The organism is Arthrobacter sp. K4-10C, from assembly GCF_059090085.1.
Window position 1 is genome coordinate 279,222 of record NZ_JBNHFI010000001.1, and the last position, 13,531, is coordinate 292,752.

Below are 13,531 nucleotides of genomic sequence, written 5' to 3' on the forward strand. Positions count from 1 at the left end.
CTCGTCATCGCAAAAGCCCTTCGTAGTGACGTTGTTGTAGCTGCGCATCAATTTGCTTGACGGTCTCCAGACCAACGCCCACCATGATCAGGATCGAGGTGCCACCGAACGGGAAGTTCTGGTTCGCGTTGATCAGTACCAGCGCCACCAGCGGAATCAGTGCCACGAAACCCAGGTAAAGGGCGCCGGGCAGGGTGATCCGGGAGAGCACGTACTGCAGGTAGTCAGCGGTCGGTTTGCCGGCGCGGATACCTGGAATGAAGCCGCCGTACTTCTTCATGTTGTCCGACACTTCTTCAGGGTTGAAGGTGATCGCGACATAGAAGTAGGTAAAGAACACGATCATGGCGAAGTACAGAACCATATAGATCGGCTGGTCGCCGCGGACCAGGTTGTTGTTGATCCATTCGACCCACGGCTGGAGCTGCTCGCCTTGCGCGGGCTGGTTGAACTGGGCAATCAGGCCGGGCAGGTAGAGCATGGAGGAAGCGAAGATCACCGGGATGACACCGGCCATGTTGACCTTGATGGGGATGTAGGTGCTGGTGCCGCCAACAGTGCGGCGTCCGATCATCCGCTTGGCGTACTGCACCGGGACGCGGCGCTGGGACTGCTCCACGAAGACCACCAGTGCCACTGTCAGCAGACCCACCGCGAGGACGGTGAAGAACGTGGCCGGTCCCTGCGAGGTCCAGATGGCACCCAGGGAGGTGGGGAACGTTGCCGCGATGGAGGTGAAGATGAGCAGGGACATGCCGTTGCCCACCCCCTTCTCGGTGACAAGTTCGCCCATCCACATAATCAGGCCGGTGCCGGCCGTCAGGGTGATGATGAGCAGGATGGTGGTGATGATGCTGTCATCAGGGATGATCGGCAGGTTGCAGCCCGGGAGAAGCTGCCCGGACCGTGCCAGGGACACCAGCGTGGTGGCATTGAGCAGGCCCAGGGCGATGGTGAGGTAGCGCGTGTACTGGGTCAGCTTGGACTGGCCCGAAGCGCCTTCTTCGTACAGCTGCTGGAACCGGGGAATGACCACCCGGAGGAGCTGGACGATGATGCTGGCCGTGATGTACGGCATGATGCCCAGGGCGAAGATGGACACCTGGAGCAACGCGCCGCCGCTGAACAGGTTCACGAGCTGGTACAGCCCGCCTGCCGTCTGACCGTTCTGCAAACATTGCTGGACATTCTGGTAGTCCACACCAGGCGAGGGAATGAAAGCACCCAAGCGGAAGATGGTGATGATTCCCAGCGTGAACAACAACTTGCGTCGCAGATCAGGCGTGCGAAAGGCCCGGCCAAATGCGCTAAGCAAGCGTCCTCCTGTGGTGTTTGTAAGAGTGGTGTGATGGGGCTCGATAAATCCCAACAACCGAGTCTAACGGTTCTATGCGCCATGCGAACAATCCGCGGAAGTGCTCCAGCGCCGGATGGCGGGAAAAATACGGCGTGTGGATGTGAAAAACTCCCGGCGACCAGGGCGTAGGCCCCGGTCACCGGGAGTTGAACAACGGGCGTGGCGCCCACCGGCTCTAGAGAGCGGTGGTGCTTCCGCCTGCTGCTGCGATCTTTTCAGCGGCGCTGGCCGAGAATGCGTGGGCGGTGACGTCAACCTTGACGGTGATGTCACCGGTGCCGAGCACCTTGACGGGCTGGTTCTTGCGAACGGCACCCTTTTCGACCAGGTTCTCCACGGTGACAGTGCCACCTTCCGGGAACAGCTCGTTGAGCTTGTCCAGGTTTACAACCTGGAACTCCACCCGGAACGGGTTCTTGAAGCCGCGCAGCTTGGGCAGGCGCATGTGCAGCGGCAGCTGGCCGCCGGCAAAGCCAGCCTTCACCTGGTAGCGGGCTGCCGTACCCTTGGTACCGCGACCAGCGGTCTTACCCTTGGATGCCTCACCACGACCAACACGGGTCTTGGCGGTCTTTGCACCCGGGGCGGGACGCAGGTGGTGAACCTTCAGGGCGTTCTGCTTTTCAGCCTGAGCCTTTTCGTTCTCTGCCATTTACTTCGCCTCCTCTACCTTTACCAGGTGCGGAACCGTGTTGAGCATCCCGACGGTCACGGCGTCGGCGGTGCGGACAACGGTGTGTCCGATCCGCTTCAGGCCGAGGGAACGCAGGGTGTCGCGCTGGTTCTGCTTGCCGCCAATGGCGGACTTGATCTGAGTGATCTCCAACTGTGCGTCGGAGGGGACCAGGTTCTTAGCCATAACCTAGACACCTGCCTTCGGAGCCAGGAGGGCCTTCACCAGTGCCTGCGGAGCGATCTCGTCCAGCGGCAGGCCGCGGCGTGCTGCCACGGATGCCGGCTCTTCGAGGCGCTTCAGGGCATCAACGGTCGCGTGGACGATGTTGATGGCGTTGGAGGAACCGAGCGACTTGGAGAGGATGTCGTGGATGCCCACGCACTCCAGTACTGCACGGACCGGACCACCGGCGATAACACCGGTACCGGCGGAAGCCGGACGCAGCATTACGACGCCGGCAGCGGCTTCACCTTGAACGCGGTGCGGGATGGTGTTGCCGACGCGCGGAACGCGGAAGAAAGACTTCTTGGCCTCTTCAACGCCCTTGGCGATAGCAGCGGGAACTTCCTTGGCCTTGCCGTAGCCCACGCCGACCATGCCGTTACCGTCACCAACGACGACCAGCGCGGTGAAGCTGAAGCGACGACCACCCTTGACCACCTTGGAAACGCGGTTGATGGTGACAACGCGCTCTACGAACTGGTTCTTTTCGGCTTCACGGCCACCGTCGCGGCCGCCACGGCCACCGCGGTCGCCGCGGCCCTGGCCGCGGTCGCCACGCTCGCCGCGACGGGCGCCACCACGGCGGTCGTCGGCAGCGGGGGCAGTGGTCTCAGCAGCTGCGGCTTCGGGAGCCTTCTGATCTGCAGACACAGTGTCCTTTTCCTTGTTTGCTTCAGTCACAGTGACAGCCCACCTTCGCGTGCACCGTCAGCGACGGCGGCAATCCGGCCGTGGTACTTGTTACCACCGCGGTCGAAGACAACTGCCTCGACGCCGGCAGCCTTGGCACGCTCGGCAACGAGCTCACCAACGCGCTTGGCCTTGGCGGTCTTGTCACCGTCGAATGCACGGAGGTCGGCTTCCAGAGTGGACGCGCTTGCTACGGTCTGGCCAATGCTGTCATCGACAACCTGGACAAATACGTGGCGGGCGGACCGGTTGACCACCAGGCGGGGGCGAACGGCCGTTCCTGCAATGCGCTTGCGGATACGAAGCTGGCGACGGCTGCGGGCAGCAGCCTTGCTCTTGTTCGTGCGCTTCTTGTTTATGGCGATGGCCATGGTTACTTACCAGCCTTTCCGACCTTGCGGCGGATAACTTCGCCGGCGTAACGGATGCCCTTGCCCTTGTACGGGTCAGGCTTCCGCAGCTTGCGGATGTTGGCAGCAACTTCGCCGACCTGCTGCTTGTTGATGCCAGAGACAGAGAGCTTGGTCGGTCCCTCTACTGCAAAGGTGATGCCGGCAGGAGCCGACACGTTGACCGGGTGGCTGAAGCCCAGAGCGAACTCCAGGTCAGATCCCTTGGCCTGAACGCGGTAACCGGTACCGACGATTTCAAGCTTTTTCTCGTAGCCTGCGGTGACGCCCTGGATCATGTTGGCGATCAGGGTGCGGGTCAGGCCGTGGAGCGAACGGGAGGCGCGCTCGTCGTTCGGGCGGGTGACGGTCAGGGTGTTGTCTTCCAGGGCAACCTCGATGGGGCTGGCCACAGTGTGGCTCAGTTCGCCCTTGGAACCCTTGACGCTGACGACAGAGCCGTCAACCTTGACCTCAACGCCGGCAGGAACGGTGATGGGGAGACGTCCAATACGTGACATTATTCTCTTCCTTTCCCGTTACCAGACGTACGCGAGGACTTCGCCGCCCACGCCCTTCTTGCCGGCCTGCTTGTCAGTCAGGAGGCCGGAAGAGGTGGACAGGATTGCGATACCCAGGCCACCCAGCACGTGCGGCAGGTTGGTGGACTTCGCGTAAACGCGGAGACCCGGCTTGGAGATGCGGCGAACACCGGCGATGGAACGCTCGCGGTTCGGACCGAACTTGAGCTCGAGGGTCAGCTTCTTGCCGACCTCTGCGTCCTCTTCCTTCCAGCCGGCGATGAAGCCTTCGGCCTTAAGGATGTCGGCAACGCGAGCCTTGAGCTTGCTGTAAGGCATAGACACGGTGTCGTGGTATGCCGAGTTTGCGTTACGCAGGCGCGTAAGCATGTCTGCGACAGGATCTGTCATTGTCATGGTGGGCTCTTGCCCTTCCTCGTAACGGTTTCCGCCGTCCGCTTCGCATGAAGCAGGGCGGCCGGACCTTTTACGTAGTAATTAAGCTTCGGTTTTGAACGGGAAACCAAGCGCCTTGAGCAGCGCGCGGCCTTCGTCGTCGGTCTTCGCAGTGGTCACAACCGTGATGTCCATACCGCGGACGCGGTCGATCTTGTCCTGGTCGATTTCGTGGAACATAACCTGCTCGGTCAGACCGAAGGTGTAGTTGCCGTTGCCATCGAACTGCTTGCCGCTGAGGCCGCGGAAGTCGCGGATACGGGGCAGTGCCAGGGTGACCAGACGGTCCACGAATTCCCACATGCGGTCGCCACGGAGGGTAGCGTGTGCACCGATGGGCATGCCTTCGCGCAGCTTGAACTGTGCGATCGACTTGCGGGCCTTGGTAACCTGCGGCTTCTGGCCGGTGATCTGGGTGAGGTCGCGGACAGCGCCGTCGATCAGCTTGGAGTCCTTGGCGGCATCTCCAACACCCATGTTCACAACAACCTTGACGAGGCGGGGAACCTGGTTCACGTTCGCGTACTTGAACTCATCCTGGAGCTGGGCCTTGATGGAGTCTGCGTACTTGGTCTTCAGACGGGGAACGATCTTCGTTGCCGGAGTCTCGAGAGTCTCAGTCATTAGATGTCCTTCCCGGTGCTCTTGGACACGCGGATGCGGACGGTCTTCTCGACGCCGTCCTTCTCTACGGTGTCGAGGCGGAAGCCCACGCGGGTCGGCTTCTTGGTCGACGGGTCAACCAGTGCCACGTTGGAGATGTGGATCGGGGCTTCAACAACCTCGATGCCACCGGTCTTGGTGCCGCGCTGCGACTGACCGACCTTGGTGTGCTTGGTGACGCGGTTGATGCCTTCAACCAACACGCGGTTGGTGTCGGTGAACACGCGCAGGACCTTGCCCTGCTTGCCGCGGTCGCCGCCGCGCTCAGCCTTGGCGCCAGTGATGACCTGGACCAGGTCACCCTTCTTGATCTTTGCAGCCATGGACTAGAGCACCTCCGGAGCCAGAGAAACGATCTTCATGAACTTCTTGTCACGGAGTTCACGACCAACCGGTCCGAAGATACGGGTACCGCGGGGGTCACCGTCGCCCTTCAGGATCACAGCTGCGTTCTCGTCAAACTTGATGTAGGAACCATCCGCACGGCGGCGTTCCTTCTTGGTACGGACGATGACTGCCTTGACAACATCGCCCTTCTTTACGTTGCCGCCCGGAATTGCGTCCTTGACGGTGGCGACAATGACGTCACCGATGCCTGCGTAGCGACGGCCGGATCCACCGAGAACGCGAATGGTAAGGATTTCCTTAGCACCCGTGTTGTCGGCGACCTTGAGTCGCGACTCCTGCTGAATCACTATTTACTCCTTGCGTCGCGCCGGTTCTCAGACCGAAAATCTTCCTACGGAATGAGCCTTGCGGAACGGTTGATCGGGGTGTCTCTTGACCCGCCTGGATTTTGCCAGACCAGGCCTAAACGCCCGTGCCAGAAGCAGTTGCTCCCATCCGGTCCGGGACGGATCCCGGGCGCACAGGGGCACTATGCTGTGGCACGCTTGTTTACGAGGTTGATGAACGGCGCGCGAAAGGCGCCATACAAACTCAAAATCTTAGCACAGTTTGGCCTGGTCCCCATATCACCAGCGGCCACTCCCCCGCAAGACGGACGACGGCGTCCTGCCCGGCACCTGTCGGCCCTGCCGGGTGCCACTCCCCCCGCAAAGCCGCACCGCCGCCGTCGTACATCCAGGCAAAGCATGCTCCGCGTGACGCCCTTGCCGTTAAACGAGGCAGCCCCCGCTCCCAGTGGGAGCAGGGGCTGCAACAGCTAAGCAGCAGGTGCTACTTGGCCTTCTCGAGGATTTCCACGAGCCGCCAGTTCTTGGTGGCGGACAGTGGACGGGTCTCGGCGATGACAACGAGGTCGCCGATACCGGCGGTGTTCTCTTCGTCGTGTGCCTTGACCTTTGAGGTACGGCGGATGACCTTGCCGTACAGGGCGTGCTTCACGCGGTCCTCAACCTGGACAACGATGGTCTTTTCCATCTTGTCCGAGACTACGTAGCCGCGACGCGTCTTGCGGTAACCGCGCTGACCAGCCTTGGCGCCGGTAGCAGCTTCCGTCACGTTCTCGTCCTTTTCACTCACTTGGCATCCTCCTCGGTCTCAACCGTTTCAGCCTTCTCGGCCTTTTTGGTTGCAGCCTTCTTGGACTTCTTCTCTTCCTTGGCTTCCACAACCGGTGCGGCAACCTCGGCACGGATGCCCAGCTCGCGCTCACGGAGAACGGTGTAGATGCGGGCGATGTCCTTCTTTACCGCGCGCAGGCGACCGTGGTTCTCCAGCTGACCGGTGGCGGACTGGAAACGCAGGTTGAACAGCTCTTCCTTGGCCTTGCGGAGTTCTTCAACGAGACGCTCGTTGTCGAAACCGTCCAGCTGTGCGGGAGCCAGATCCTTGGATCCTACTGCCATTTCTATTCACCACCCTCGCGACGCACGATGCGTGCCTTCAACGGCAGCTTGTGGATTGCCAGGCGCAGGGCCTCGCGAGCTACCTCTTCATTGACACCGGCGAGTTCGAAGAGAACCCGGCCCGGCTTGACGTTGGCGACCCACCACTCCGGCGAACCCTTACCGGAACCCATACGGGTTTCGGCAGGCTTCTTGGTCAGCGGACGGTCCGGGTAGATGTTGATCCAGACCTTACCGCCACGCTTGATGTGGCGGGTCATCGCGATACGTGCAGATTCGATCTGACGGTTGGTGACGTATGCCGGGCTCAGGGCCTGGATGCCGTACTCACCGAACGAGACCTTGGTGCCGCCCGTGGCAGCGCCGGAACGACCCGGGTGGTGCTGCTTACGGTGCTTGACTCGACGTGGGATAAGCATTTAAGCCTGTCCTCCTTCTACTGCTGCAGCGGGTGCAGCCTCACCTGCCGGTGCTTCGGCAGCAGGAGCTGCGTCAGCGGCCGGACGGTCGTTGCGACGGCGGCGATCACCACGGTCAGCGCCACCCGGGCGGCCCGGACGGTCGCCGGAGCGGCCGCGGGACGGGGCGGAAGCGGCCTGGGCGGCCAGTTCCTTGGCAGTGACGTCACCCTTGTAGATCCAGACCTTCACACCGATGCGGCCGAAAGTGGTCTTGGCTTCGTAGAAGCCGTAGTCGATGTTCGCGCGGAGGGTGTGCAGGGGCACACGGCCTTCGCGGTAGAACTCGGAGCGGGACATTTCAGCGCCACCCAGTCGACCCGAGCAGGCGATACGGATGCCCTTGGCACCGGCACGCTGCGCGGACTGCATGGCCTTCTTCATGGCGCGGCGGAATGCCACACGGGAAGTCAGCTGCTCGGCAACGCCCTGGGCAACAAGCTGGGCTTCCATCTCGGGGTTCTTGACCTCGAGGATGTTCAGCTGGACCTGCTTGCCGGTGAGCTTTTCGAGCTCGCCGCGGATGCGGTCTGCTTCTGCTCCACGGCGGCCGATGACGATGCCGGGACGGGCCGTGTGGATGTCCACGCGGACGCGGTCACGGGTGCGCTCGATCTCGACCTTGGCGATGCCGGCGCGCTCCATGCCCGTGGACATGAGCTGGCGGATACGGATGTCTTCGCGAACGAAGTCCTTGTACCGCTGGCCGGACTTGGTGCTGTCAGCGAACCAGTGCGATACGTGATCGGTGGTGATGCCGAGTCGGAACCCGTGCGGGTTTACTTTCTGTCCCACTTAGCGAGCCTCCTCTTTCTCCGGGGTAGCGACTACCACGGTGATGTGGCTGGTGCGCTTCTTGATCTGAAATGCACGACCCTGGGCGCGCGGCTGGAACCGCTTCATGGTCGGGCCTTCATCAACAAACGCTTCGCTGATGATGAGGTCACCTTCGTCAAACGCCACGCCGTCGCGGTCCGCAAGGACCCGGGCGTTGGAGATTGCCGACTGTACTACCTTGAATACCGGCTCCGAAGCTGCCTGCGGGGCAAACTTCAGAATTGCCAGAGCCTCATTCGCTTGCAATCCACGAACAAGGTTGACGACGCGCCGGGCCTTCATAGGCGTTACGCGGATGTGGCGCGCAATTGCCTTGGCTTCCATTGCTTTCCTTCTCTCGTCTATGACGTAAGCGCAGGCGCCTAGCGGCGCTTGCCCTTACGGTCGTCCTTGACATGGCCGCGGAATGTCCGCGTGGGAGCGAATTCGCCGAGCTTGTGCCCGACCATCGACTCAGTGACAAACACCGGAATGTGCTTGCGTCCGTCGTGTACGGCGATCGTGTGTCCGAGCATGTCGGGGATGATCATCGAACGGCGGGACCAGGTCTTGATGACGTTCTTGGTGCCCTTTTCGTTTTCCCTGGCTACCTTCACAAAGAGGTGCTGGTCAACGAAAGGACCTTTTTTCAGGCTGCGTGGCATGTGTCCAGGCTCCTATCGCTTGTTCTTGCCAGTACGACGGCGACGCACAATAAGCTTGTCGCTCTCTTTGTTGGGGCGGCGCGTGCGGCCTTCCCGCTGACCGTTCGGGTTGACGGGGTTACGACCACCGGACGTCTTACCCTCACCACCACCGTGCGGGTGGTCAACCGGGTTCATGGCGACACCACGGACGGTCGGGCGGACGCCCTTCCAGCGCATGCGGCCGGCCTTGCCCCAGTTGATGTTCGACTGCTCGGCGTTGCCCACCTCGCCGACGGTTGCGCGGCAGCGCACGTCAACGTTGCGGATTTCGCCGGAAGGCAGGCGCAGCTGGGCGAAGCGGCCTTCCTTGGCAACGAGCTGGATGGATGCGCCGGCGGAGCGGCCCATCTTGGCGCCGCCGCCCGGACGCAGTTCAACTGCGTGGACAACGGTACCCACGGGGATGTTGCGCAGGGGGAGGTTGTTGCCGGGCTTGATGTCAGCGTTGGCACCTGCCTCCACGAAGTCACCCTGGGACAGCTTGTTCGGGGCGATGATGTAACGCTTGGTGCCATCAACGTAGTGCAGGAGCGCGATGCGGGCCGTACGGTTCGGATCGTACTCAATTTCGGCAACGCGGGCGTCAACGCCGTCCTTGTCGTGGCGACGGAAGTCGATCAGACGGTACTGGCGCTTGTGTCCGCCACCCTTGTGACGGGTGGTGATCTTACCGGTGTTGTTACGGCCGCCCTTCTTGGGCAGCGGACGTACCAACGACTTTTCCGGCGTCGACCGCGTGATTTCGATGAAGTCCGCTACGCTCGAGCCACGACGGCCCGGGGTAGTCGGCTTGTATTTACGGATTCCCATAATTTATTTCCTCGTTAAAGTGGTCTCCGCTACGAGAGCGGACCGCCGAAGATGTCGATGGTGCCTTCTTTGAGGGTGACAATCGCACGCTTGGTGTTCTTGCGGGTACCCCATCCGAATTTGGTGCGCTTGCGCTTACCGGCACGGTTGATGGTGTTGATCGATTCGACCTTGACGGAGAAGATCTTCTCCACGGCCAGCTTGATCTCGGTCTTGTTCGACCGGGGGTCCACCAGGAAGGTGTACTTGCCCTCGTCGATCAGGCCGTAGCTCTTTTCCGACACGACGGGTGCAAGCACGACGTCGCGGGGATCCTTAATGGTGGCTGCACTCACTTGGCATCCTCCTCGTTCTTAGCTGCCTTGGCGGCAACGAATGCGTCGTAGGCAGCCTTGGTGAAGACAACGTCATCAGACACGAGAACGTCGTAGGTGTTCAGCTGGTCTGCGTACAGAACGTGAACACCGGCGAGGTTGCGCACGGACAGTGCAGCAACATCGTTGGCGCGCTCGATGACAACCAGCAGGTTCTTGCGGTCGGAAACACCGCGGAGCGTTGCCAGGGCGGTCTTGGCCGAAGGCTTGTCGCCTGCAACCAGCTCGGAGACAACGTGGATGCGTCCGTTGCGGGCCCGGTCAGACAGTGCGCCGCGCAGTGCAGCAGCAATCATCTTCTTGGGGGTGCGCTGGCTGTAGTCACGCGGAGTGGGACCGTGGACAATGCCACCGCCGGTCATGTGCGGAGCACGGATCGAACCCTGGCGGGCGCGGCCGGTGCCCTTCTGCTTGAACGGCTTGCGTCCTGCACCGGAAACTTCAGCGCGGGTCTTGGTCTTGTGGGTACCCTGGCGAGCAGCAGCGAGCTGGGCAACGACAACCTGGTGCAGCAGCGGCACGTTGGTCTGGACGTCGAAGATCTCTGCAGGCAGGTCAACCTGGACAGTGTTAGCCATTGGATTAGGCTCCCTTCACGGCGGTGCGTACGAGGACGACCTGGCCGCGGGCGCCGGGAACGGCACCCTTGATAAGGAGCAGCGACTTCTCGACGTCAACCGCGTGGACCGTGAGGTTCAGCGTGGTGTGACGAACGGCGCCCATGCGGCCGGCCATTTTCATGCCCTTGAAGACGCGGCTCGGGGTGGATGCGCCACCGATTGAACCGGGCTTACGGTGGTTCTTGTGGGCACCGTGGGAAGCTCCAACGCCGTGGAAGCCGTGACGCTTCATAACACCGGCGAAGCCCTTACCCTTGGTGGTCCCGACGACGTCGATCTTCTGGCCGGCTTCGAAGAGCTCCACAGAGAGTTCCTGGCCCAGCTCGTACTCGGCAGCATCTGCGGTACGGAGTTCGACGACGTGGCGGCGAGGCGTAACGCCTGCCTTCTCAAAGTGACCAGCCAGCGGCTTGGTGACCTTGCGGGGATCGATCTGGCCGTAGCCGATCTGAACGGCGACATAGCCATCAGCTTCTGCGTTGCGCAGCTGGGTGATGACGTTCGAATCTGCCTGGACCACAGTGACGGGGATGAGCTTGTTGTTCTCGTCCCAGACCTGGGTCATGCCGAGCTTCGTGCCCAGCAGGCCCTTCACGTTACGGGTTGCGGTCATAGTTTCTCAGCACCTCCCTACAGCTTGATTTCGATGTTCACGTCGGCCGGCAGGTCGAGACGCATGAGCGAGTCAACAGCCTTGGGCGTGGGGTCGATGATGTCGATAAGACGCTTGTGCGTGCGCATTTCAAAGTGCTCGCGGCTGTCCTTGTACTTGTGCGGAGAGCGGATGACGCAGTACACGTTTTTCTCCGTCGGCAGCGGCACCGGGCCGACTACCGTTGCGCCTGCGCGCGTGACCGTCTCAACGATCTTCCGTGCTGAAACGTCAATGACCTCGTGGTCGTATGACTTCAGCCGGATGCGGATTTTTTGTCCCGCCATGTCGCCTGACTCTCTTTCAGTCTGTGCTTCCCCGGATTAGGGCTGCCCTGTTCACTTTCCTGTTGTATGTGGCTGCCGAAGCATTTGAAGTCGTAACTACCACCCGCCGCACAAACTGAATCCGGATGAATCCGGGTTCCTCACCTTGCCGGCGTAACCGACCCCCGCGGTCGGGCGTGTCGTGCTGAACACGCATACAAATCCGCAATTCCATTGGGGTGGGTTATGTTTGGTCTTCAACCTGGACCCTGCACCCGGCATTATCCGGATCGGGACGCGAAGAAGCGCTTGAACAACTCATCTAGTATGCCGGAAATCCCCCGCAGATGCGAATCGCCCTTCTGGTGGCGCCACGGGGGAGGTCATTGCCCTTGGCTGCGTCCGAATGGATGATAAGGACATGACGCTGGAAAGCACTGAATCGGTGACGGAACTGGCCAGCCGCATGCCGCCGTCGTTCACACTTGGCGTGGCTGCAGCCGCCTTCCAGATTGAGGGCGCCCTGGGTGAAGGCGGGCGCGGCCCGTCCGGCTGGGACGCGTTCGCCGAGAAGCCCGGCGCCATCGTGGACGGCCACTCCCCCGCGGTGGCGTGCGACCACTACAACAGGCTGCCGGAGGACGTGGCGCTGCTGCAGGACCTGGGGGTGGACTCCTACCGGTTCTCGCTTTCGTGGCCTCGGATCCAGCCGGAGGGCCGTGGCAGTTTCAACGCGGAGGGCCTGGATTTCTACGACCGGCTGATCGACCAGCTGCTGGAGGCCGGCATCTCCCCCATGGCCACGCTCTACCACTGGGACACTCCCCTGCCGCTGGAGCACCGCGGGGGTTGGCTGAACCGCGAAACGGCTGAACGCTTTGGCGAGTACGCAGCAGCAGCCGCCGAGCGCTATGGCGACCGGGTGGCCCAATGGGTCACCCTCAACGAGCCCCTCTCGGTAACACTGAACGGCTATGCCCTCGGCGTGCATGCGCCCGGGCGGGCACTGATGTTCGACGCCCTGCCGTCGATCCACCACCAGCTGCTGGCGCACGGGCTGGGCGTACAGGCGCTGCGGGCCGCCGGAGTAACCGGCGGCGTTGGGGTGACCAACCTGCACGCGCCCGTCCGGCCCGCGAGCCGGAGCATCGGCGACCGGATGGTGGCCCGGATGTATGACCTGCTGATGAACCGGATCTACGCAGATCCCGTGCTGCTCGGCCGCTACCCCACGCTTCCGGTGTACGCCCGGCCGTGGCTGCGCTCCATCGGGAGGATCTCCGACGCAGACCTGCGCATCATCCACCAGCCGCTGGATTTCTACGGCCTGAATTACTACTTCCCTGTGAAGGTGGCCATCGGCCGCGGCGTGACCCCCATCCCGGCCGACATGCACAAGGCCGTTGCCCGGCTGCCGTTCCATGAAGTGGGGTACCCCGAGTTCGGCAGCACCGGATTTGGCTGGCCCGTGGCTCCGGAGCACCTGGGTATCCTGCTCAAGGAGCTCCAGGACCGGTACGGGGACGCCCTGCCGCCTGTGTACATCACGGAAGGCGGAGCCAGTTTCCCCGAGCCGGACAAGGTTGACGGCACCCTCCAGGACGACGACCGGGTGCAGTACCTGGCCAGCCATTTGCGCACCGCCCTGGACGCGACCTCACCCGGTGGCATCGCTTCCGGCGTGGACCTTCGCGGCTATTACGTGTGGACGCTGATGGACAACTTCGAGTGGGCAGCGGGCTACTCCCAACGATTCGGGTTGATCCACGTTAACTTTGAGACGCAGGAGAGGACCCCGAAACAGTCCTTCTACTGGTACCAGGCACTTTCCCGGGCGCGCAAAACCCAAGGCGGCCAATAAGTAGGCACTGGCACGGCCCCTCGCGCATGCGGGCCCTGCGTGATGCCTTGCTATTGGTCCTTGTTTGCCCGGTTGATCCGTTTGGCCCGGTCGATTTCGTGGCGGAAGTGCTTCCTGGCCCAGAACACGCCTGCCACCACCGCGACCACGATTATCAGGAAAATAAGCCATCCCATGATGAT

Annotated in this window: 23 protein-coding genes; 1 reads left to right on the top strand and 22 read right to left on the bottom strand. The window is 62.1% G+C overall.

Annotated elements, in window-relative coordinates; translation table 11 throughout:
• Positions 1-4 precede the first annotated feature (4 nt).
• The 21 genes from secY to rpsJ form a co-directional block, all read right to left on the bottom strand.
• A complete protein-coding gene (gene secY, locus AC5RUU_RS01260; RefSeq protein WP_493973409.1) occupies positions 5-1,315 on the bottom strand; it encodes a preprotein translocase subunit SecY in 1,311 nt (436 codons plus the stop codon).
• Positions 1,316-1,532: 217 nt separating this feature from the next.
• A complete protein-coding gene (rplO, locus tag AC5RUU_RS01265; RefSeq protein WP_009358730.1) occupies positions 1,533-2,009 on the bottom strand; it encodes a 50S ribosomal protein L15 in 477 nt (158 codons plus the stop codon).
• On the bottom strand, positions 2,010-2,216 hold the full coding sequence (rpmD, locus tag AC5RUU_RS01270; protein WP_009358731.1) for a 50S ribosomal protein L30: 207 nt from the start codon (positions 2,214-2,216) through the stop codon (positions 2,010-2,012). It lies immediately after the preceding gene.
• 3 nt (positions 2,217-2,219) lie between these two features.
• On the bottom strand, positions 2,220-2,936 hold the full coding sequence (gene rpsE / locus AC5RUU_RS01275; RefSeq protein ID WP_133345796.1) for a 30S ribosomal protein S5: 717 nt from the start codon (positions 2,934-2,936) through the stop codon (positions 2,220-2,222).
• Positions 2,933-3,316, bottom strand: coding sequence for a 50S ribosomal protein L18 (gene rplR, locus AC5RUU_RS01280; RefSeq protein WP_133345794.1), 384 nt, complete (start codon positions 3,314-3,316; stop codon positions 2,933-2,935). Before rplR ends, rpsE begins: the two co-directional genes overlap by 4 nt.
• Before the next feature lie 2 nt (positions 3,317-3,318).
• Positions 3,319-3,855: a 50S ribosomal protein L6 gene (gene rplF / locus AC5RUU_RS01285; protein ID WP_009358294.1), complete on the bottom strand. Its 537-nt coding sequence runs from the start codon at positions 3,853-3,855 to the stop codon at positions 3,319-3,321.
• A gap of 18 nt (positions 3,856-3,873) precedes the next feature.
• Positions 3,874-4,272, bottom strand: a complete 399-nt coding sequence (gene rpsH / locus AC5RUU_RS01290) for a 30S ribosomal protein S8 (protein ID WP_043454616.1) — start codon at positions 4,270-4,272, stop codon at positions 3,874-3,876.
• 81 nt (positions 4,273-4,353) lie between these two features.
• Positions 4,354-4,935 carry a 50S ribosomal protein L5 gene (gene rplE / locus AC5RUU_RS01295; RefSeq protein ID WP_493973410.1) on the bottom strand — a complete coding sequence of 194 codons (582 nt, stop codon included), beginning with the start codon at positions 4,933-4,935 and terminating at the stop codon, positions 4,354-4,356.
• Positions 4,935-5,297 carry a 50S ribosomal protein L24 gene (gene rplX, locus AC5RUU_RS01300; RefSeq protein ID WP_493973411.1) on the bottom strand — a complete coding sequence of 121 codons (363 nt, stop codon included), beginning with the start codon at positions 5,295-5,297 and terminating at the stop codon, positions 4,935-4,937. Before rplX ends, rplE begins: the two co-directional genes overlap by 1 nt.
• 3 nt (positions 5,298-5,300) lie before the next feature.
• The gene (rplN, locus tag AC5RUU_RS01305; RefSeq protein ID WP_009358299.1) at positions 5,301-5,669 is read right to left on the bottom strand and encodes a 50S ribosomal protein L14; all 369 of its coding nucleotides are present in this window, start codon (positions 5,667-5,669) and stop codon (positions 5,301-5,303) included.
• A gap of 484 nt (positions 5,670-6,153) precedes the next feature.
• Complete coding sequence (rpsQ, locus tag AC5RUU_RS01310) at positions 6,154-6,459, bottom strand: 30S ribosomal protein S17 (protein ID WP_493973412.1); 306 nt, start codon at positions 6,457-6,459, stop codon at positions 6,154-6,156.
• Positions 6,456-6,785, bottom strand: a complete 330-nt coding sequence (rpmC, locus tag AC5RUU_RS01315; protein ID WP_018760452.1) for a 50S ribosomal protein L29 — start codon at positions 6,783-6,785, stop codon at positions 6,456-6,458. The genes rpsQ and rpmC overlap by 4 nt, the downstream gene beginning before the upstream one ends.
• A gap of 2 nt (positions 6,786-6,787) precedes the next feature.
• Positions 6,788-7,204 carry a 50S ribosomal protein L16 gene (gene rplP, locus AC5RUU_RS01320; protein WP_009358302.1) on the bottom strand — a complete coding sequence of 139 codons (417 nt, stop codon included), beginning with the start codon at positions 7,202-7,204 and terminating at the stop codon, positions 6,788-6,790.
• Complete coding sequence (gene rpsC / locus AC5RUU_RS01325) at positions 7,205-8,038, bottom strand: 30S ribosomal protein S3 (protein WP_493973413.1); 834 nt, start codon at positions 8,036-8,038, stop codon at positions 7,205-7,207.
• A complete protein-coding gene (gene rplV / locus AC5RUU_RS01330) occupies positions 8,039-8,404 on the bottom strand; it encodes a 50S ribosomal protein L22 (RefSeq protein ID WP_009358304.1) in 366 nt (121 codons plus the stop codon). It abuts the gene before it with no gap.
• Positions 8,405-8,442: 38 nt separating this feature from the next.
• Positions 8,443-8,724, bottom strand: coding sequence for a 30S ribosomal protein S19 (rpsS, locus tag AC5RUU_RS01335; protein ID WP_003803803.1), 282 nt, complete (start codon positions 8,722-8,724; stop codon positions 8,443-8,445).
• A gap of 12 nt (positions 8,725-8,736) precedes the next feature.
• Entirely contained in the window at positions 8,737-9,576 is an 840-nt protein-coding gene (gene rplB / locus AC5RUU_RS01340) for a 50S ribosomal protein L2 (RefSeq protein WP_493973414.1), read from the bottom strand.
• Between the two features lie 29 nt (positions 9,577-9,605).
• A complete protein-coding gene (gene rplW, locus AC5RUU_RS01345; protein WP_009358306.1) occupies positions 9,606-9,911 on the bottom strand; it encodes a 50S ribosomal protein L23 in 306 nt (101 codons plus the stop codon).
• Positions 9,908-10,528: a 50S ribosomal protein L4 gene (rplD, locus tag AC5RUU_RS01350; RefSeq protein WP_133345792.1), complete on the bottom strand. Its 621-nt coding sequence runs from the start codon at positions 10,526-10,528 to the stop codon at positions 9,908-9,910. The genes rplW and rplD overlap by 4 nt, the downstream gene beginning before the upstream one ends.
• A gap of 4 nt (positions 10,529-10,532) precedes the next feature.
• Positions 10,533-11,183 carry a 50S ribosomal protein L3 gene (gene rplC, locus AC5RUU_RS01355; RefSeq protein ID WP_133345790.1) on the bottom strand — a complete coding sequence of 217 codons (651 nt, stop codon included), beginning with the start codon at positions 11,181-11,183 and terminating at the stop codon, positions 10,533-10,535.
• 17 nt (positions 11,184-11,200) lie between these two features.
• Positions 11,201-11,509 carry a 30S ribosomal protein S10 gene (gene rpsJ, locus AC5RUU_RS01360; RefSeq protein WP_003803825.1) on the bottom strand — a complete coding sequence of 103 codons (309 nt, stop codon included), beginning with the start codon at positions 11,507-11,509 and terminating at the stop codon, positions 11,201-11,203.
• Between the two features lie 400 nt (positions 11,510-11,909).
• Between rpsJ and AC5RUU_RS01365 the strand changes: the two genes are divergently transcribed.
• Positions 11,910-13,349 (top strand): GH1 family beta-glucosidase, encoded by a 1,440-nt coding sequence (locus AC5RUU_RS01365; protein WP_493973415.1) that lies wholly within the window; start codon positions 11,910-11,912, stop codon positions 13,347-13,349.
• Between the two features lie 50 nt (positions 13,350-13,399).
• Here the strand turns inward: AC5RUU_RS01365 and AC5RUU_RS01370 are convergent, their stop codons facing one another.
• Positions 13,400-13,525, bottom strand: a complete 126-nt coding sequence (locus AC5RUU_RS01370) for a hypothetical protein (protein WP_493973416.1) — start codon at positions 13,523-13,525, stop codon at positions 13,400-13,402.
• Between the last annotated feature and the right edge of the window lie 6 nt (positions 13,526-13,531).

What these genes read in the sequence shown, in the direction of transcription:
- rpsS (WP_003803803.1), bottom strand. Translation starts at nt 8,724, where the DNA reads ATGCCACGCAGCCTGAAAAAAGGTCCTTTCGTTGACCAGCACCTCTTT.
- rpmC (WP_018760452.1), bottom strand. Translation starts at nt 6,785, where the DNA reads ATGGCAGTAGGATCCAAGGATCTGGCTCCCGCACAGCTGGACGGTTTC.
- rplB (WP_493973414.1), bottom strand. Translation starts at nt 9,576, where the DNA reads ATGGGAATCCGTAAATACAAGCCGACTACCCCGGGCCGTCGTGGCTCG.
- rplD (WP_133345792.1), bottom strand. Translation starts at nt 10,528, where the DNA reads ATGGCTAACACTGTCCAGGTTGACCTGCCTGCAGAGATCTTCGACGTC.
- rpsH (WP_043454616.1), bottom strand. Translation starts at nt 4,272, where the DNA reads ATGACAATGACAGATCCTGTCGCAGACATGCTTACGCGCCTGCGTAAC.
- rplR (WP_133345794.1), bottom strand. Translation starts at nt 3,316, where the DNA reads ATGGCCATCGCCATAAACAAGAAGCGCACGAACAAGAGCAAGGCTGCT.
- AC5RUU_RS01365 (WP_493973415.1), top strand. Translation starts at nt 11,910, where the DNA reads ATGACGCTGGAAAGCACTGAATCGGTGACGGAACTGGCCAGCCGCATG.
- rpsJ (WP_003803825.1), bottom strand. Translation starts at nt 11,509, where the DNA reads ATGGCGGGACAAAAAATCCGCATCCGGCTGAAGTCATACGACCACGAG.
- rplP (WP_009358302.1), bottom strand. Translation starts at nt 7,204, where the DNA reads ATGCTTATCCCACGTCGAGTCAAGCACCGTAAGCAGCACCACCCGGGT.
- rpmD (WP_009358731.1), bottom strand. Translation starts at nt 2,216, where the DNA reads ATGGCTAAGAACCTGGTCCCCTCCGACGCACAGTTGGAGATCACTCAG.
- rplO (WP_009358730.1), bottom strand. Translation starts at nt 2,009, where the DNA reads ATGGCAGAGAACGAAAAGGCTCAGGCTGAAAAGCAGAACGCCCTGAAG.
- rplV (WP_009358304.1), bottom strand. Translation starts at nt 8,404, where the DNA reads ATGGAAGCCAAGGCAATTGCGCGCCACATCCGCGTAACGCCTATGAAG.
- rplX (WP_493973411.1), bottom strand. Translation starts at nt 5,297, where the DNA reads ATGGCTGCAAAGATCAAGAAGGGTGACCTGGTCCAGGTCATCACTGGC.
- AC5RUU_RS01370 (WP_493973416.1), bottom strand. Translation starts at nt 13,525, where the DNA reads ATGGGATGGCTTATTTTCCTGATAATCGTGGTCGCGGTGGTGGCAGGC.
- rplC (WP_133345790.1), bottom strand. Translation starts at nt 11,183, where the DNA reads ATGACCGCAACCCGTAACGTGAAGGGCCTGCTGGGCACGAAGCTCGGC.
- rplE (WP_493973410.1), bottom strand. Translation starts at nt 4,935, where the DNA reads ATGACTGAGACTCTCGAGACTCCGGCAACGAAGATCGTTCCCCGTCTG.
- rplF (WP_009358294.1), bottom strand. Translation starts at nt 3,855, where the DNA reads ATGTCACGTATTGGACGTCTCCCCATCACCGTTCCTGCCGGCGTTGAG.